General features: G+C 31.9%; 17 protein-coding genes. 13 read left to right on the top strand and 4 right to left on the bottom strand.

What is annotated here, in order from left to right; translation table 11 throughout:
- Window positions 1-22: 22 nt before the first annotated feature.
- Together FM121_RS07315 and rlmD are read left to right on the top strand one after the other, a co-directional pair.
- Window positions 23-1,045 carry a diacylglycerol kinase gene (locus FM121_RS07315; protein WP_086951517.1) on the top strand — a complete coding sequence of 341 codons (1,023 nt, stop codon included), beginning with the start codon at window positions 23-25 and terminating at the stop codon, window positions 1,043-1,045.
- Window positions 1,046-1,063: 18 nt separating this feature from the next.
- Window positions 1,064-2,440: a 23S rRNA (uracil(1939)-C(5))-methyltransferase RlmD gene (rlmD, locus tag FM121_RS07310; RefSeq protein WP_086951516.1), complete on the top strand. Its 1,377-nt coding sequence runs from the start codon at window positions 1,064-1,066 to the stop codon at window positions 2,438-2,440.
- A gap of 71 nt (window positions 2,441-2,511) precedes the next feature.
- On the opposite strand, the gene FM121_RS07305 is transcribed toward rlmD, so the two are convergent.
- The 3 genes from FM121_RS07305 to FM121_RS07295 form a co-directional block, all read right to left on the bottom strand.
- A complete protein-coding gene (locus FM121_RS07305; RefSeq protein WP_086951515.1) occupies window positions 2,512-3,057 on the bottom strand; it encodes a hypothetical protein in 546 nt (181 codons plus the stop codon).
- A complete protein-coding gene (locus tag FM121_RS07300) occupies window positions 3,054-3,854 on the bottom strand; it encodes an FtsX-like permease family protein (RefSeq protein ID WP_086951514.1) in 801 nt (266 codons plus the stop codon). The genes FM121_RS07305 and FM121_RS07300 overlap by 4 nt, the downstream gene beginning before the upstream one ends.
- A gap of 105 nt (window positions 3,855-3,959) precedes the next feature.
- Complete coding sequence (locus FM121_RS07295; protein WP_256958425.1) at window positions 3,960-6,107, bottom strand: LTA synthase family protein; 2,148 nt, start codon at window positions 6,105-6,107, stop codon at window positions 3,960-3,962.
- A gap of 220 nt (window positions 6,108-6,327) precedes the next feature.
- On the opposite strand from FM121_RS07295, the gene FM121_RS07290 reads away from it, so the two are divergent.
- From FM121_RS07290 to ybaK, 3 genes are read left to right on the top strand one after another with little or no spacing between them, the layout of a single operon-like run.
- Window positions 6,328-7,506, top strand: coding sequence for a class I SAM-dependent rRNA methyltransferase (locus FM121_RS07290; RefSeq protein WP_086951513.1), 1,179 nt, complete (start codon window positions 6,328-6,330; stop codon window positions 7,504-7,506).
- Between the two features lie 36 nt (window positions 7,507-7,542).
- The gene (gene aroD, locus FM121_RS07285; protein WP_086951512.1) at window positions 7,543-8,340 is read left to right on the top strand and encodes a type I 3-dehydroquinate dehydratase; all 798 of its coding nucleotides are present in this window, start codon (window positions 7,543-7,545) and stop codon (window positions 8,338-8,340) included.
- Window positions 8,303-8,803, top strand: coding sequence for a Cys-tRNA(Pro) deacylase (gene ybaK, locus FM121_RS07280; RefSeq protein WP_086951618.1), 501 nt, complete (start codon window positions 8,303-8,305; stop codon window positions 8,801-8,803). Before aroD ends, ybaK begins: the two co-directional genes overlap by 38 nt.
- Window positions 8,804-8,851: 48 nt before the next feature.
- Here ybaK and FM121_RS07275 read toward each other — a convergent pair whose 3' ends face one another.
- A complete protein-coding gene (locus FM121_RS07275) occupies window positions 8,852-10,126 on the bottom strand; it encodes an NAD(P)/FAD-dependent oxidoreductase (RefSeq protein ID WP_086951511.1) in 1,275 nt (424 codons plus the stop codon).
- A gap of 102 nt (window positions 10,127-10,228) precedes the next feature.
- Here FM121_RS07275 and gdhA point away from each other — a divergent pair, with 102 nt between their 5' ends.
- The 8 genes from gdhA (at window position 10,229) to FM121_RS07235 (ending at window position 17,891) form a co-directional block, all read left to right on the top strand.
- Window positions 10,229-11,578, top strand: a complete 1,350-nt coding sequence (gene gdhA, locus FM121_RS07270; RefSeq protein WP_086951510.1) for an NADP-specific glutamate dehydrogenase — start codon at window positions 10,229-10,231, stop codon at window positions 11,576-11,578.
- Window positions 11,579-11,700: 122 nt separating this feature from the next.
- Window positions 11,701-13,047, top strand: coding sequence for a glucose-6-phosphate isomerase (locus FM121_RS07265; RefSeq protein ID WP_086951509.1), 1,347 nt, complete (start codon window positions 11,701-11,703; stop codon window positions 13,045-13,047).
- 318 nt (window positions 13,048-13,365) lie between these two features.
- Window positions 13,366-13,803, top strand: coding sequence for an OsmC family protein (locus tag FM121_RS07260; RefSeq protein WP_086951508.1), 438 nt, complete (start codon window positions 13,366-13,368; stop codon window positions 13,801-13,803).
- Between the two features lie 175 nt (window positions 13,804-13,978).
- Window positions 13,979-14,311, top strand: coding sequence for a hypothetical protein (locus FM121_RS07255; protein ID WP_086951507.1), 333 nt, complete (start codon window positions 13,979-13,981; stop codon window positions 14,309-14,311).
- 110 nt (window positions 14,312-14,421) lie between these two features.
- The gene (locus FM121_RS07250; protein ID WP_086951506.1) at window positions 14,422-15,231 is read left to right on the top strand and encodes a hypothetical protein; all 810 of its coding nucleotides are present in this window, start codon (window positions 14,422-14,424) and stop codon (window positions 15,229-15,231) included.
- A 129-nt stretch (window positions 15,232-15,360) separates the two neighbouring features.
- Window positions 15,361-16,698, top strand: coding sequence for a UDP-N-acetylmuramate--L-alanine ligase (gene murC / locus FM121_RS07245; RefSeq protein ID WP_086951505.1), 1,338 nt, complete (start codon window positions 15,361-15,363; stop codon window positions 16,696-16,698).
- Window positions 16,699-16,735: 37 nt separating this feature from the next.
- A complete protein-coding gene (locus tag FM121_RS07240; RefSeq protein WP_086951504.1) occupies window positions 16,736-17,215 on the top strand; it encodes a MaoC family dehydratase in 480 nt (159 codons plus the stop codon).
- Window positions 17,205-17,891: a Bax inhibitor-1/YccA family protein gene (locus FM121_RS07235; RefSeq protein WP_086951617.1), complete on the top strand. Its 687-nt coding sequence runs from the start codon at window positions 17,205-17,207 to the stop codon at window positions 17,889-17,891. Before FM121_RS07240 ends, FM121_RS07235 begins: the two co-directional genes overlap by 11 nt.
- Window positions 17,892-17,917 lie beyond the last annotated feature (26 nt).

Here is a 17,917-nt window from a genome sequence, read left to right as displayed (position 1 = left end):
TAGTCAAAAAAGGAGTAAGGCCATGAAGGCAAGACTAATTTATAATCCAACATCTGGTAAAGAGTTACTTAAAAAGAATCTAGCAGATATTTTAAATGTTATGGAAAAAGCTGGTTATGAATCCAGTGCCTACGCTACCACAGCAGAACCTTTTTCAGCTAAGAATGAGGCTAAGCGCTGTGGATTAGCAGGTTTTGATTTAATTGTTGCAGCAGGAGGAGATGGTACCATTAATGAAGTGATTAATGGTATTGCTCCACTTAGCGAACGACCTAAAATGGCAATTATTCCAGGAGGCACAACTAATGATTTTGCGAGAGCTCTTCATATTCCACGAGATAATGTGGTTAAAGCAGCTGAGGTTATCTTAAAAAATCAAATGATTAAATCAGATATTGGTAAAGCTAATGATACTTATTTTATGAATATTGGTGCAGGTGGCTACTTGACAGAATTAACTTACGAAGTACCTTCTCAATTAAAAAGTGTTTTTGGTTACCTTGCCTATTTAGTGAAGGGAGCAGAAATGTTACCTCGTGTTAAGCCAATTGATATGAAATTGATTTATGATGAGGGCGTTTACGAAGGGAAAGCTTCTATGTTTTTCTTAGGCTTAACCAATTCAATTGGTGGGTTTGAACAAATCGCACCTGATGCTCAATTGGATGATGGAAAATTTTCATTAATTATTGTTAAAACTGCTAATGTATTAGAAATAATGCATCTTGTGACCATGATGATTAATGGTGGCAAACATGTGAATGACCCTCGTGTTATCTATACAAAAACATCAAAATTTTATGCAGAAGCAAAAGACAAAGATTTTCGTATGATGATTAATTTAGATGGAGAGTATGGTGGGGATGCACCGATGACATTTGAAAACTTGAAACAACACATTGAAATTTATGCTAATTTAGATGATATTCCTGACTCAGCAGTGTCTGGTGATATGGAAGAAGCAAGTGACCAGTTCGTTAAAGAAATGGAGCAATTAACGAACGAAGATTTAAATGGAGATGGAACAATCTCTGGAAACGAATAAAGAAAAAGGGCGGACTATATGACGAAAGAAAAAAAAGTAATACCTGTAAATAAGAATGACAAAGTATGGATAAAAATTGAAGATTTAACCCATGATGGGCGTGGTGTTGGTAAAGTTGATTATTATCCTATTTTTGTTGAAAATGCTATTCCTGGCGAGGAAGTTGAAGTAAGAATCTTAAAAATAACAAAAAAATTCGCTTATGGTAAGGTATTGCAATGGAAAGTCAAAAGTGAAAATCGTGTGGAAGATATTGTATCTGATTGGATCAGAACAGGTATTGCGCCATTACACCACATGACTTATGAAGCTCAATTAGAGTTCAAACAAAACCAAGTTGATAAAGTGATAAAACGTATTGGTGGGTTTGAAAATGTGGAAGTGAAAGCTGTTAAAGGAATGGAGGATCCATCTAAATACCGTAACAAAGCACAAATTCCAGTGCGCAAGGTAGAAGATCGTCTTCAAACAGGGTTCTTTAGAAGAAATAGTCATGATTTAGTTCCGATTGAAGACTTCTATATTCAAGAACCAGAAATTGACGCAGCTTTAATCGCAATTAAACCTATTTTAGAACAATACAATGTAAAGCCATACGATGAAGAAAAACAAGGTGGAAACCTTAAAAATATTGTAATCAGAAAAGGACATTATACAAATGAATTAATGATTGTTCTGGTAACGAAAAAGAAAAAAATCTTTAAAATTGGAGAAATATGTAAAGAAATCACTGCAGCTGTCCCTAATGTGACTTCAATTATTCAAAGTATCCATACTGAAAATAATAATGTTATCTTAGGCAAAGAATTTGTCCGTCTATACGGGAAAGAATATATCGAAGATCAGTTACTAGGGAATACGTATCATATTTCTGCTAAATCATTTTATCAAGTTAATACAAAACAAGCAGAAGTTTTATACCAAGAAGTTATTGAACGTGCTGAATTAAAAAAATCAGATATTGTTTTAGATGCTTATTGCGGTATTGGAACGATTGGTTTATCATTAGCAAATCAAGTTCAACATGTTTATGGTGTAGAGATGGTCCAAGATGCTATAGATGATGCAGAGAAAAATGCTGAAATTAATGGTATTGAGAATGTAGACTTTAAAGTAGGTAAAGCTGAATTTGTTTTCGAAAAATGGCTAGAAGATGGGATTAAACCAAATGTTATTATTGTTGACCCTCCAAGAAAAGGTTTAACAGAAAGTTTTATCGAAGCAAGTTCTAAAATGAATCCTGAAAAAATTGTTTATGTATCATGTGATCCAGCAACATTTGCTCGTGATTTAAAACTATATGCAGAACGTGGTTACACGCCGGATTATGTCCAACCAATTGATATGTTCCCGCAAACGTCACATATTGAGTGCGTGACAGTTTTAACTAAATAAAATCAATTTTATAGAATTCTAAAAAAATAGGTACCTCAAGATTAATCTTGAGGTACCTATTTTTAATACATTTAAAATAACTGGTTAAGCATTAAACATTGATCATAATAACTAGATTCAGCAATCGACTTATTAGGAGTAACCATAATAACTGCAACACCTGAAAGTCGGGTGAATTTTTTTAAAAGAGGCATCAAATTAATTAAGAAAGTAGTTGAGTCATTGGCTGAATCAAAAATAATGATATTTTGTTTCAAAGCAAGAGCACGAATAATTTGATAAATCATTTGTTCTGTTTCATTTAGAGAATTAGCAGGCTGAGATAATTCTTTTTTATCGATTTTAAAATGTATTAAAATATGATCTACTGTATTTAAATAATTCTTTTTATTTTTTTTTGAGATACCAAGTAATAAATTGTCTTGAACGGAGAGAAACGGAATCATGGTATTCTCTCGTCCCATAAGAGCGTAATAATTATCTTGCTTCAATGATTTAAAGAAAGAAGAAATATCGCTTCTATGGTTTTCTTGGTTAGATTCGAGTATAAGTGATAATTTATTTGAGAAATAACTAGAAAAAATTTCTTCTTGTCTGGTTCTACTTTCATTTATCATACGGTTTGATGCCTCCTGCTTAAAAAGAGTGTTGTGTAACTATAGAAACCCAATAAACAACCTAAAAAACTTGTTAAACATAATTTACTAAAATTAATTAAGATTATTGTAAAAGTTTTTCTGAAAGAATTACTTTTAACGTGAAATTCAAACAAAGTTGCTTCATTATATGGAGATAAACCATTTCTTACAGGTGTGGTTACTTTTGAATCTTTAGTTAATTTTGATACAGTTGATTGCTGATTAATGTTATTTGTTTCATGAATGGAAAGTAATTCTTCATCAAAGTAATTATTAACCATATTTCGATTGATATTAACAGAACGATTAATTAATTGATTCTGAAAAATTAAGAATAATAGCATAATAAAAGATAGACTTAGAATGATTGGAAGTAAAAGATCCATTAATAAGTGTTTTAAAATTATCTTTTTTTTAATTCCTATGTATTGCATGGTTTGGATGTCTTCTTTTCTATTTTTAGCAATATAAATACTTAATAAAAAGAAGATAAATATAGAACTAAGCAAGGATGCAACATAAAAATTATCATAAATAGTTGTAATATAATGATTGCTACTTATCAGTTGTTCATTAAAATTAGTGTTAGCTTGAGGAAGTATCGTCTTAAGATAATCCCATTTTTTTGAGATAAAAGACATCATAGCTTCTTGTGAATAGATAAGCTGAGATATAAAAGTCAATAAGAATAGTAGCAATGAAAATAACAAGAAAAATATGATAGTTATTTTCTTGTGATATTTAGCTGCTTTGTACGATTGTGTTAGAGTAGTCATTCTCTCAACCTCCATAATCAAAATTATAACTATTAGTTGTGAAAAATATATGAATAATCAAAAATAAAAAAAAGACTTTAGTTTAAATTCTAAAGTCTTTCTATCTTATTTCTTATTTTCAGTAGAAGAACTACTACTTGAGCTACTATTTTGTGTTCCGTTGTACTCTTGATATGTCTTTGTTTCATATAAATCTTCGGTTGATTTATTTCCGTGTTTAGAATAAACACTCGTTGATTTATTTCCTTTTTTCTCTTCAATAGCCTTTAATTTTTCTAAACCATTTTTATAATCGTAATCTTCTGGATTGATTGGTTCTAAGCCACTTTCAGTGTAAAATCTTAGTAAATCACCATTTGTTAAAGCGTCAGACATATTTAATTGTGTACTGGCTTTATTTCGAATCACATCTATTTCACTTAATTGGTCTTCGGTCAAGGTTTCTAAAAGTTCACTTGTTTCATTCAAGTAAACTGACTGTCCGATAATAGTATATTTAGGTGTTAATATGGTTCCATTTCTAAAGGCTACAATTTGATCGTTATCTTTAGAAAACAGATCTTGACCTAATTGAATATATTTAGAAGAATCGATTCCTAGTAAGTGTAAAAGAGTAGGTAGGACATCAATTTGTCCACCATATGTTTCCATTACTTTACCATTATCTTGGCCTGGAATATGATACATCACGGGAACACGTTGCATTTGTGCATCATCAAAATCGTTCCAATCATCTTTTGATTTTCCAACTAGATCAGCTAAATACTTGTTTCTTGAATTTGAAATACCATAATGGTCTCCATAAAGAACAATAATGGAATTATCATACAACCCACTTTTTTTCAAATAATCGAAAAATTCTTTAACAGCAGTATCTAAATAATTTGCTGTTGCAAAATAGCCATTAATTGTTGTATCTGGCGTTTTAGCAATTGGGAATCCAGCATTCTCATCTTTAAATTGAGAATAAGGATAGTGGTTTGTTACGGCAATAAATTTAGAGTAGAACGGTTGTTGTAGATGTTCTAAATACTTAACTGATTGTTCCATAAAAGGTTTATCATGTAAACCGTATTGGAATGAGTTTTTTTCATTAACATCATAATAACTTGCATCAAAGAAATAGTCATAGCCTAAATGCTTGTAAGTCTCATTTCTATTCCAGAAAGCTCCACCATTACCGTGGAAAACAGCACTTGTATAGCCTGCTTCTTGATTTAAAATGGCTGGTGCTGCTTGGAAGGTATTTTTATCACCTAATTGAGTAAATAAAGGACCTTGTCCTAAGCCAAAAAATGAATTTTCTAACATTGTTTCAGCATCACTTGTCTTACCAGAACCTACTTGATGGAAGGCATTGTTAAAACTATAAGTTTCATTTGCATGGTAGATACTGTTTAAGAATGGTGTGACTTCGTGTTCTACACCGTTCTCATCCTTTAATTTATAATCAATTAAAAATTGTTGGAAACTTTCTAAATGAATGTAGATAACGTTACGATCTTTAGCTATTCCAAACGTTTCCTTGTTTGGTTTTGATTGGTGCTCTTTAACATAGTTTTGAACATCAACTAAATCATTCTCACTGGCTTGAGCCCGTCTTTGGTTCGCATGGTAAGTCTGAACACCATCATAAACGGTAAAGACGTTCATACCTAAATATTTAACAATATGATCACGAGAGAAGGTTCTCTTTAGTAATTCTGGACGATCCATTTCTGCTAGCGTTAAATTAGCTGCAAAAAGGAAGACTGAAAAACTTGTTACTGCAAGAGCAGTTCTTGCTTTAATGGGACGGTCATCTAACTTAATTACTTTAAAAGCAAGTAATCCGATTAAAACAACAATATCAATCCAATATAAGAAGTCATATGGTCTAAACATGCGAAGCGCACTTTCTCCTAAACTAGATGAGACTTTTCCAGCACCGAGCATTGTATTAACTGTAATAAAATCAGTAAATTCACGGTAATAAATGACATTTGAAAATAATAACAGCGTTGTTAATGCCGAAATTATTATTATCGCAGTATATGCTCGTTTTGAATTTTTAACATATAATGAAGCTGAGAATAAAAAAATCGTCGTGGCAATTGGACTTAGAAAAAGAATGAAGTATTGAAAAGGACTTTCAATTCCTAAGTTAAAATCTACTAGGTATGCCATGATTGTTTTCGCCCATGTTAAAAAAGCTAAGAGCGTGAAAAAACCTAACCTCGTATTCAGTAGATTTTTATAGTAATTATGTTTCACATTTAAACTTCCTTTCTTACATTCCAACCCTTATTTACTAACTTTTTAGTTATATTAAACATACTAACACATTTTACCTTTATCATGAAAGAGTGTCAATTCCTATAGGTACCATTTTAAAAAAATTAAGACTTAAGTCTTAGATAAAAAAGTGTGGAACGCAAGAGACTAAACTGATATAGTAATATATAGTAAAGAAAAATGAGAAAAGAGTATTTTAATGAGACGAATAATTTTAAAAAATAAAGTAACACCTAAATTTAAAAAAAAGTATCCTTTAGTTCGTAAAGAAGATCTAAATCAAGATAGTGATGTAACTAACCCAGAACAAGTTTCCTTTTTTTCTGAAAATAATCAATTTATTGGTTATGGTTATTTAGGAATCCAGAATAAAGGATACGGTTGGATCTTAAGTTTTGATGAAGAACAACCAATAAATTCTGATTTATTAAAAGGAATATTAAAGAATGCAATTGAAAAAAGAAAAATGTATTTTCAAGATGACCAAACAACAGCTTTCCGACTTCTGAATGGTGAAGGTGATGGATTGGGTGGTTTAACTATTGATTGGTACGACCATTATTTAGTTTTATCTTGGTATAACGAAACTATTTACCATTACAAGAAACAGATGTTAGCTGTTTTAAAAGAAGTGTTGCCAGAAGTGAAAGGATTCTACGAAAAAATTAGATTTCAATCTGATACTATAGACAATTCATCATTTGTAGAAGGTCAAGTTGCCGAAGAGCCGTTGATTGTTAAAGAAAATGGTGTTAATTACGCTACCTATTTAAATGAAGGTTTAATGACAGGTATTTTTTTAGATCAAAAAGAGGTCAGAAATTATTTAGTTGACGGCTTTGCTGCTGGAAAATCATTACTTAATACTTTTAGCTATACAGGTGCTTTTTCTGTTGCTGCCACTGTAGGAGGTTCATATGAAACGACTAGTGTTGATTTAGCTAAAAGAAGTATTGAAAAAACAGAAGAGCAGTTTAGAGTAAATGGCATCGATCCAAGTAGTCAAAAAATTCTTGTAATGGATGTGTTTAATTACTTTAAGTATGCAAAGAAAAAAGAGTTATCTTTTGACATAGTCGTTCTGGATCCACCAAGTTTTGCAAGGAATAAAAAGAAAACTTTTTCGGTAAGTAAAGATTATGGTAAGTTAACAACTGAAGCTGTGGATTTAATTAATCCTAAAGGTCATTTAATCGCCTCGACCAATGCAGCTAATGTAACAATTGACAAATTTACGGAGATGGTTGAAAAAGGTATTGTGGAAACTGGACGTAAATTTTCTAAGAAAAAAACGTTTAGACTCCCCAGTGATTTTGAGGTATCTAAAAATTTTCAGGATGGTAATTATTTAAAAGTTTTAATTTACGAAATTTTATAAAAATGGTCAGAGAAATGATAGATGGGATAGATAATTATGTCTAAATTAAAGGTTAGAAACATAACGCTAGGAAGTGAACAACCTAAGGTATGTGTGTCACTAATAGCGAGTAATTTTGAAGAGTTGTTTGCAGAAGCGATGAGAATCAGTCGTTTGGACTGTGATGTGATAGAATGGCGTGCGGATTATTTTATGTATGTTAATGATATTTCATTTATGAGAAAAGCAGCTTATTTTATAAGGTACGCTATTGAAGATAAACCATTAATCTTTACCTTTAGAACATTAGGTGAGGGTGGTGGACAATATATTGAACCAGAATATTATTTTGAATTAAATCGTTATATGGTGCACACTGGTCTAGTGGATGTAATCGATTTAGAATTAGCATTATTAACTGAAATTCAAACAGATGTAATCCATTTTGCTAAACAAAATAATGTAAAAGTTTTAATTTCTAGTCATGATTATCAAGGAACACCTAATGAAAATCAGCTAACAGAAATGATTTATGATATGAGATATTTAGGAGCAGATATTTCTAAAATAGCGGTCACACCAAATGACATGCAAGATGTGCTGACGATTTTACAAAGTTCCAACAAAATTAATACTGAAAGAGAAGATGTTCCTTTTGTTATTATTGGGATGGGAGAAGTGGGGCGTTTAACAAGATTAACTGGTGAATTATTTGGTTCAGTTCTAACGTTTGCTTCTTCAGGAAAATACAATTCAGCGCCAGGTCAAATACCTATACCGGAGTTGCGTAGGGGATTAGACGTAATTGGAAAAAGAGATGAAGGTGTTTATTTTGGTAAAAAAGAAAAAGCATAAAACAAATGCAGTTCGATTACTCGAACAAAAAGGAATATCTTTTAGTATTTCTGAATATGCTTTTTCAGAAGGTCATACAAGTGCTAAAGAAACTGCTAAAGAATTAGGACTGGATGAAGCAAGTATATTTAAAACACTTGTTGCTGTTGGAAATAAAACGGGACCAATAGTGGGGGTAGTTCCTGGTAATAAGGAATTAGACTTAAAAAAGATTGCCAAAGCAAGTGGTAATAAAAAAGTAGAGATGTTACCAATGAAAGAATTAGAGCCTTTAACAGGGTACATACATGGTGGCTGTTCACCTATTGGAATGAAAAAAAAATTACCAACTTTTGTTGCGATAGAAGCTAAAGAGTTAGTTTTTTTTCATTGTTCAGCAGGAATGAGAGGCTTACAGTTAAAAATTAATCCTGAAGAGATAGTGAAACTACTTAATGGAGAATTTGCGGATATTACAATATAAAACAAGAGGCTGACATTTTAGTTAGCCTCTTAATTATTTATACAACAGTTAGTAATTAAAATAGCTAGCAACTTCAGCTGCATGTTTACCAGCGACATGTCCTGTCACAAAAGCAGCAGTAATGTTATATCCGCCAGTATATCCATTAACATCTAATAATTCCCCGGCAAAGAAAAGACCATTAACTAATTTACTTTCCATCGTTTTAGGGCTGATTTCTTTTAGTTCGACCCCACCACCAGTGACAAATGATTTATCTAATGGATAAGTATCGTACGCAGTGAACATAAAGTTTTTAATTTTATTAATGAAAGCAAGTTTTTCTGCTTCTGTTAATTGTTTTAAGCTATTAGAGGAGTCAATATTCACTTCATTTAATAGAAATTCTAAATAACGTTCTGGCAAGAGATTTTTAAGTCCGTTTTTAATAGATTTACCACCTTGTTCTTGGATACGTGCATCAACCTCTTTTAGAATGTCGTCTTTTTCAAGATGAGGTAGAGCATCCAATGAAAGTGGTACTTGGGGGTTTCCTTTATCTAACTCTTTATTTACAAACATACTACATCTTAAGGCAGCAGGTCCAGATACACCAAAATGAGTAAATAGGATATCCATCTCATGAGAAACAATAATTTTTTCTTTATCAGTTAGAACGGATAGTTTAATATCTCGTAAAGATAAGCCTTGTAGCGTTTTATTTAAAATAAATGTATCATTTGATTTTATAGGTGATTCTGTGGGAAAAAGCGGTGTGATTGTATGACCAAATTTCTTAGCAAATTTATATCCATCACCAGTTGATCCCGTGTATTGAAATGTTTTACCACCGGTTGTCAAAACAACACAGGGAGCAAAATACTCTTCACCTAAATCAGTTGTGACACTGGCTATTTGTCCATCTTTAGCTTTAATGTTTCTAGCAACTGATTTCATGATAATTGTAACGCCTAATTCTTTTAGTTTTTTCGCAAGTCCTTCTACTATGGCTTTTGATGTATTCTCTACAGGGAAAAGCCTACCATGATCTTCTTCTTTTAATGGAACACCGTTTGTTTCAAAAAATTCCATAATGTCGTAATTTGTGAATTGTGAAAAAGCACTATATAAGAACTTTCCGTTTCCGGGAATAAAGTTTATGATTTCTTCAGGAGGTCTGTTATTTGTCACGTTACAACGTCCGCCACCAGTTAATCTAAGTTTTTTACCTAACATTCTATTTTTATCAATAATAGCGACTTTTGCTCCATTTTCAGCTGCTGAAATGGCAGCCATCATGCCACTTGTACCACCGCCAATTATTATTACATCAAAGTGATTCATATTTAACCTCCTAGTATTTCGTTCTCTATTTTAACATAAAATTTTTGTATTATCGAAAAATTACGATATACTATGACTAATCAAGAAAAGGTGTGTGATAATATGACAGAAACTAAACAATACTTAGCCAATTTGGAAAAAGATCTTAAATTAAAGTACGCAGAGCAAAAGGAATTTATTCAAGCAGTTCAAGAATTTCTTGATACAGTAGAGCCTTTTTTAATTAAGAATCCTGAATTTGTAGAAAAAAATATTTTAGAAATGCTTTTAATCCCTGAAAGAGTAATCGAATTTAGAATCCCATGGATGAATGATAATGGCGATTGGAAAGTTAATATTGGGTATCGTGTTCAGTATAATTCTGCATTAGGTCCTTATAAAGGCGGCATGAGATTGCACCCAACAGTTAATCAAAGTATTATGAAATTTTTAGCATTCGAGCAAATTTTTAAAAATAGTTTAACCTCACTTCCAATTGGTGGTGGTAAAGGCGGGAGTGATTTTGATCCAAAAGGAAAATCAGATGGAGAAATCATGCGTTTTTGTCAAAGTTTAATGCAAGAATTACAAAAATATATTGGGCCAAATGAAGATGTTCCTGCAGGGGATATCGGAGTTGGTGCTCGTGAAATTGGTTACTTGTTTGGTGAATACAAACGTCTTAATGGTTATCATGCCGGCGTTCTTACAGGGAAACCTTTGTCATATTGGGGTAGCTTGGCAAGAACCGAAGCAACTGGTTATGGCTTAGTTTATTTTGTTTCACACTTATTAAAAGACCAAAATGATAGTTTGGAAGGCAAAAAAGTATTAGTTTCTGGTAGTGGAAATGTGGCAATCTATGCAATTGAAAAAGCGCAAGAATTAGGCGCAATGGTATATGGATGTTGCGATTCATCAGGTTCGATTATTGACCCAGACGGAATTGATTTAGCTCTTTTAAAAGAAATTAAAGAAGTGAAACGAGCAAGAATTAATACTTATCTGGAAGTCCGTCCGAACGCAGTGTTTTATCCCAATCAATCCGTTTGGGAGCTGGATTTCAAATACGATATTGCTTTACCATGCGCAACTCAAAATGAAATTCCAGAGAATTTAGCTGAAAAATTAGTTGAAAATGGTGTTAAAATCGTTGCTGAAGGGGCGAATATGCCAACCACTCTAGAAGCCTTAGAAATTTTAAAAGAAAATAATGTCATCTATTGCCCAGGCAAAGCAGCAAATGCTGGTGGTGTAGCTGTATCTGCCTTAGAAATGGCCCAAAATGCACAACGTTTACCTTGGACATTTGAAAAAGTAGATGCAGAGTTAAATCTTATTATGAAGAATATTTTTGAAACTTGTCGAGATACATCGAATGAATATGTTGGAGACTTCGACTTAGTTGCTGGAGCAAATATTGCCGGTTTTGAACGAGTAGCCAAAGCGATGTTGAGTCAAGGATTGGTATAGACGTTTGTTACAAGTAACAAGTTTTGAAATATTTGATGAAAATAACTACCAAAATTTCAAAAAAATGGTAAAATGTAGTGGTAATCGTGTCTAAAGACACAACAAAATATAGGAGGATGATTATGTCTCATATTAGTTTAGATTATTCTAAAATGGATAAATTTATTGGTGAACATGAACTTGGTTATATGCAATCAAGCGTTACTGCAGCTCATACTGCTTTAAGAGAAGGTACAGGAGCAGGTAATGACTTTTTAGGATGGATCGATTTACCAGAAAACTACGATAAAGATGAATTCGCAAGAATCAAAAAAGCAGCAGAAAAAATCAAATCAGATTCAGAAGTACTAGTGGTAATCGGAATTGGTGGTTCTTATTTAGGAGCTAAAGCAGCGATTGATTTCTTGAATCACTCATTCTATAACTTATTAGATAACGAAGAAAGAAAAGCACCGCAAGTTTTCTTTGCTGGAAATAGCATTAGTTCTTCATATTTAGCTGATTTAATCCATGTGATTGGAGATCGTGATTTCTCAGTTAACGTGATTTCAAAATCTGGGACAACGACTGAACCAGCTATTGCTTTTAGAGTATTCAAAGATTTACTAGTTAAAAAATATGGTAAAGAAGAAGCCAACAAACGTATTTACGCAACAACTGACAGAGCTCGTGGAGCTGTTAAAGTTGAAGCTGACGCTGAAGGTTGGGAAACTTTTGTTATTCCTGATGATGTTGGTGGACGTTTTACTGTCTTAACACCAGTTGGTTTATTACCAATCGCTGTGACAGGTGCTGACATTGATAGCATGATGAAAGGTGCTGCTGACGCTCGTATCGCTTACAGCAATGACGACTTAGCAACTAACGAAGCTTACCAATACGCTGCACTACGTAATGTTTTATACCGTAAAGGTAAAGTAACTGAGTTATTAATCAATTACGAGCCAAACTTACAATACTTCTCTGAATGGTGGAAACAATTATTCGGCGAATCAGAAGGTAAAGATCAAAAGGGTATTTACCCATCAAGTGCTAACTTCTCAACTGACTTACATTCATTAGGTCAATACATTCAAGAAGGTCGTCGTAATATCTTTGAAACAGTTATCAAAGTTGACAAAGCGCGTCACGAATTAACTATTCCTGAAATGGAACAAGATTTAGATGGTTTAGGTTATATTCAAGGTAATATGATTGATTTTGTTAATACAAAAGCTTTCCAAGGAACGTTATTAGCTCATACTGATGGCGATGTTCCTAACTTTGTTTTAACTATTCCTGAAACAGATGCTTACACTTTAGGTTACATGATGTACTTCTTCGAAATCGCAGTAGGTATCTCAGGTTACTTAAATGGCGTAAATCCATTTGACCAACCAGGTGTGGAAGCTTATAAAGCTAACATGTTCGCTCTTCTAGGTAAACCAGGATTTGAAGATTTAGCTAAAGAATTGAATGAACGTCTGTAAAAAATAGATTGCACTATTGATCTAAATATATATCATTACAGGTTAGAAAAGACACTTAAACTTTTGAAAGTTTAGGTGTTTTTTTATTTATACTTTACAACATAGACAATGAAATAATAAAAGCTAACATATTAACTAACTCAAGTTAAAAAATACTCTCATAGTAATTTCCTCTTTTAATTTATTTTATCGATAAAAAATTAGAAAGCGTTCTCTAATATACTATGGTTAATTGTAATTATTTTCACAAAATATAGAACTAAAAAGAAAATCATGTTATCTTAGGTGTGTTAAAAGAAAACTAGGGGGAGAATTAAAATGGCGATTGAAAAATTTGAAGCAGTAGTGGAAAGTGTTAATGGGTTGCAAGTATCATGTAAATCTAGAGAATTTGAGTTTACTTTGGATGAGCCTAAAAACTTAGGCGGAACAAATACTGGTATGAACCCTGTAGAAGCATTACTTAACTCTTTAGGTGCTTGTAAAGTAATTGTAGCTAAGAGTTTTGCAAGAATGCATAAAATTGACTTGAAATCGATTAAGATTGAAATAGAAGGAGAATTAGATCCTGACGGTTTTATGGGAAAAAATAAAGAAGCTAAAATTGGTTTTTCTAAAATCACAACTAATTTTTTTATTGAAGCTAATAATACGGATGAAGAAATAGAAAAATTTGTGACATTTATTAACCGGACTTGTCCAGTTGCAGATACTTTAGAAAATTCACCAATGATGATTTCAAAAATTATTAAATAAAATTTCTATCAAAAAAATAAAATAATGATCTTTTTATGAACGGTTGATAAATAACATTAATTTCAATAATAAGTAGATTCATTATTTCTAATTGTGTGTAATCTTTCATTTAACAAATTAGCAATATTTTGTTATAATTCATTTCGTAAAGTCTGAAATGGGAGGTGGAAGTGGCATGGCTAACAAAAATACACAAGGAAAATCAAAATTAGTTTTGAAATCTGTCCTATTTATTTATATTGTTGAACTTATTTGGTTCTTTTATTCTCAAATTATTGTAAAACTAATGAATGGACAAAAAATTGATTTAGAATCTAAGGAACTTGGTATTATTTTAGTAATTGGATTATTAGCTATTATTGTCTTTTTTGTCCTGAAAAAATCACGAAAAATAGGGAGTATATTGATAGGTGGCTTAATTGTAAGTGTTCTGTTATTTTGTATAATTGCGCCTTTGTTTGATGTCTATATTCCGATGATTTGGCAACTTTTTCACAATTTAAAATAAAATGTTGGTTTATTTAAACCAACATTTTTTTGTTTTATTAATTAATAATGGTTTTTTTCTGAAAGCGAGTATGATAGACTGTATACAGTGAAATAAAAGGAATGATAGCGATGTTAAATCTTTCAGATAAAAGAGAGCATTTTCGTTTTCCTGCTTATGATGATGAAGTAGGAGTAAAACTTGAAAAAAAGCGAAATAGAGAATTTTTAAAAGATATATTGGATGATGGATTTATTTATAATGAACCAATATCTTTTCCAAATAACTCAAGTAGAAAAAAAACAAAAAATAATATAGCTATTGATCCCGTAGAAATAATTGATGCACCTGATTATTTTGGAAAAGAGGCTGTATTAGAGACTGAAAAAATTTCAGCAGAACCCAAAGTTTCAAAAACAGCTTTTCATGAAAAAAAGGTTAAGTTAGATAAAAAAACAGTTTCGATTGAGAAGAAAAATACTTATATGGCTTCAAATAGTCAGAACTACAAATCGCCACAGTCTAGTTTCTCTAATAATTTGTTTGAAACAGATAATTATGGAAATGCTAAACATAAAAAGGCAGATAAAGGACGTTCTCAATTTGAGTCATCTTATGATTTACCTGGAGAAAAGAGTAAAACAATATTTAAACCCAAACATATTCCAGCCTCTTTAATTGAAGATAAAGGATCAGAAGATAGACCAAAACATAATCGTGAATTAATTGTTGATGAGCTAAGAAAAGTTTCGACTAACAATTTAATGATGATGGAAGAACAAATAGTCCTTGATCCAGTGTATGGAGAATCCTTTAATGATAACAGTATAAAAGAAGTTGAAATGGTAGATAATAAAAAAAATCAACGTCTTGAAAAAACATTGTCTGGTATTATTGAAGAAGAAAGTAGTATGAAGTTAGACAGTTATTATTTTGATTAGTTGAATACTTACGCGGTTCTATTACCCGTGTAAGTATTTTTTATTGATTATTTAAATAAATTGTACGATAATAAATAAGACATTTATGTAACAACATTAAAAGTACATAAGAGAAAAGGGGATTTTTTTATGGAAATTCATAAAAATAAAACATATCATTTTGTAGGAATCAAGGGCTCAGGTATGAGTTCATTGGCCTTATTATTACATCAAAAAGGATTTAAAGTTCAAGGATCTGATGTAGAGAAATACTTCTTTACTCAACGTGAATTGGAACGGGAACATATTAAAATATTACCTTTTAATGAACTGAATATAACAGATGATTTAATCGTGATTGCCGGAAATGCATTTCCAGATTCTCATGAAGAAATTCAAGCAGCTTTGAAAAAAGGATTAAAAGTAATTAGATATCATCGTTTTTTAGGTGACTTTATTGAAATGTATACAAGTATTGCAGTAACTGGTTCACATGGTAAGACAAGCACTACTGGCTTACTTGCTCATGTACTATCAGGAGTTGAACCAACTAGCTATTTAATAGGTGATGGAACAGGGCATGGGGAAATGGATGCTAGATTCTTTGCGTTTGAAGCTTGTGAGTATCGTCGTCATTTCCTATCTTATCAACCAGATTATGCCATAATTACGAACGTTGATTTTGACCATCCTGATTACTACGAAAGTATTGATGATGTGTTTAGTGCCTTTCAAGAGTTTGGAACAGGTGTAAAAAAAGGTATCGTTGCTTTTGGAGATGATGATTACCTGAGGAGATTGAAAAGTAACGTACCTGTTTATTATTATGGGATTAATGATAATGATGATTTTCAAGCTATTAATGTTGAGAGAACGACAATCGGCTCTCATTTTGAAGTGTTGCACAAAAATAAAATTATTGGTAAGTTTACAGTTCCAGCTTACGGATTACATAATGTAATGAATGCTCTTAGTGTTATCTCAATTAGTTATCTGGAAGGGTTAGATATGCAAAAAGTAGCTGACGAGATGGTTACTTTTAATGGTGTTAAACGTCGCTTTAGTGAAAAAAAAGTAGCTGATATGGTTTTAGTGGATGATTACGCACATCATCCAGCAGAAATTCAAGCAACTATTGATGCTGCAAGACAAAAATACCCAGAAAAAGAAATAATTGCTGTATTTCAGCCACATACATTCTCTCGTACGATTGCTTTATTGGATGAGTTTGCAATGTCACTAGATTTAGCAGATAAGGTTTATTTATGTGATATATTTGCATCGGCAAGAGAAAATGCCGGAGATGTTAAAATTGAAGATCTAGGCTCTAAAATTTCTAAAGGTGGAACAGTTGTAAATATTGATGATATGTCACCATTATTAAATCATAAAAATGCTGTTGTTATTTTTATGGGAGCTGGCGACGTTCAAAAATTTGAAGTTGCATATGAAACGCTTTTAGGTAATACTATAAGAAATAACATGTAACTGTTATTTGAAATGAGTTGGAAGGTGTGTGCAAAAGATGCTGAATCATCCAAAGAAAAATGGTAAAAAGATTAATGAGTTGGTAGAGGGTGAATCTTTAAGTATTACTGAAACGATTGAAGATAGCCAATTGTTATTGTACTTAGGTTTAACTAATGACGCTAATCCACTATACATTCAACACCAGTTCACAGAAAAAACAGAGTATGGTCAGCCCATTGTACCAAGTATCATGCTAATGGGAATTATTTCAAGTGTTATTTCTAAACACTTACCAGGTCCAGGATCAAATATTGTTAATTTTTCTTTTAATTTAATTCAACCTGTTCATCATTATGAGACACTTACGTTTCACTTTGAAGTGATTAAGATTGATTTGATGAAAGAAGTTGTTACAATCTCTGTAAGGGGGCAAAATTACGAAGAAGAACGAGTACTAGATGCTGTCGTAATGGTAAAACCAACGAAAATTAATGAAGATGATGAAAAGGACGTGGATATCTATGATGGACAATAATCAACAAGTTCAAGAAACAACAGGGTTATCTAAATTTTACAGTAAAGTTTATGGTTACCTTGGTTTAGGAATTTTATTAAGTGCGATGACGTCGTATGTTATGCTTAATTATTTTAAAGCGCAAGTAGCACAATTTTTAAATGGTGGCAGCCTTTATTTACTGTTGTTGTGGGGTGTACAAATTGGATTAGTTGTTTATCTAGGGAAAAATGCCTTTACTAACTCTGGTAAGACACTAGTGGGTTATATGGTCTATACTGTTTTAACAGGAATAACACTGTCTCTTACTTTGGCTATGTATACGACTGGGACAATTGTATTGGCTTTTACGACTACAGCCGGAATGTTTATCGGAATGTCTTTAATTGGTATTTTTATTAAGAAAGACTTAACTGCCATGGGACACGCGATGTACAGCTTGTTAATTGGTGCATTGATTGCGATTGTTTTAAATGTTTTCTTTATGAAAAGTTCTGCAGTAGATTTATTTATTTCTTTAGCTATGGTTGTTATTTTCTCTGGTTTAATTGCTTACGATAACCAAAAAATCAAAAAAATGTATCTACAAGCAGGGGAACAAACAGCTTCTGGATTAGCAGTTTATTGTGCTTTAACACTTTACTTAGATATTGTAAACTTATTCATCTACCTATTACGTATCTTCGGTAGAGATTAAAACTTAAATTTTTCGGACTGAAAAGT

Source organism: Vagococcus fluvialis bH819, assembly GCF_900163795.1.
GTDB lineage: Bacteria > Bacillota > Bacilli > Lactobacillales > Vagococcaceae > Vagococcus > Vagococcus fluvialis_A.
This window is presented reverse-complemented; position numbering and strand designations above follow the sequence as displayed.

What these genes read in the sequence shown, in the direction of transcription:
- rlmD (WP_086951516.1), top strand. Translation starts at nt 1,064, where the DNA reads ATGACGAAAGAAAAAAAAGTAATACCTGTAAATAAGAATGACAAAGTA.
- FM121_RS07315 (WP_086951517.1), top strand. Translation starts at nt 23, where the DNA reads ATGAAGGCAAGACTAATTTATAATCCAACATCTGGTAAAGAGTTACTT.
- FM121_RS07235 (WP_086951617.1), top strand. Translation starts at nt 17,205, where the DNA reads ATGGACAATAATCAACAAGTTCAAGAAACAACAGGGTTATCTAAATTT.
- FM121_RS07240 (WP_086951504.1), top strand. Translation starts at nt 16,736, where the DNA reads ATGCTGAATCATCCAAAGAAAAATGGTAAAAAGATTAATGAGTTGGTA.
- FM121_RS07250 (WP_086951506.1), top strand. Translation starts at nt 14,422, where the DNA reads ATGTTAAATCTTTCAGATAAAAGAGAGCATTTTCGTTTTCCTGCTTAT.
- murC (WP_086951505.1), top strand. Translation starts at nt 15,361, where the DNA reads ATGGAAATTCATAAAAATAAAACATATCATTTTGTAGGAATCAAGGGC.
- FM121_RS07260 (WP_086951508.1), top strand. Translation starts at nt 13,366, where the DNA reads ATGGCGATTGAAAAATTTGAAGCAGTAGTGGAAAGTGTTAATGGGTTG.
- FM121_RS07275 (WP_086951511.1), bottom strand. Translation starts at nt 10,126, where the DNA reads ATGAATCACTTTGATGTAATAATAATTGGCGGTGGTACAAGTGGCATG.
- FM121_RS07290 (WP_086951513.1), top strand. Translation starts at nt 6,328, where the DNA reads ATGAGACGAATAATTTTAAAAAATAAAGTAACACCTAAATTTAAAAAA.
- FM121_RS07300 (WP_086951514.1), bottom strand. Translation starts at nt 3,854, where the DNA reads ATGACTACTCTAACACAATCGTACAAAGCAGCTAAATATCACAAGAAA.
- aroD (WP_086951512.1), top strand. Translation starts at nt 7,543, where the DNA reads ATGTCTAAATTAAAGGTTAGAAACATAACGCTAGGAAGTGAACAACCT.
- ybaK (WP_086951618.1), top strand. Translation starts at nt 8,303, where the DNA reads ATGAAGGTGTTTATTTTGGTAAAAAAGAAAAAGCATAAAACAAATGCA.
- FM121_RS07305 (WP_086951515.1), bottom strand. Translation starts at nt 3,057, where the DNA reads ATGATAAATGAAAGTAGAACCAGACAAGAAGAAATTTTTTCTAGTTAT.
- FM121_RS07265 (WP_086951509.1), top strand. Translation starts at nt 11,701, where the DNA reads ATGTCTCATATTAGTTTAGATTATTCTAAAATGGATAAATTTATTGGT.
- FM121_RS07255 (WP_086951507.1), top strand. Translation starts at nt 13,979, where the DNA reads ATGGCTAACAAAAATACACAAGGAAAATCAAAATTAGTTTTGAAATCT.
- gdhA (WP_086951510.1), top strand. Translation starts at nt 10,229, where the DNA reads ATGACAGAAACTAAACAATACTTAGCCAATTTGGAAAAAGATCTTAAA.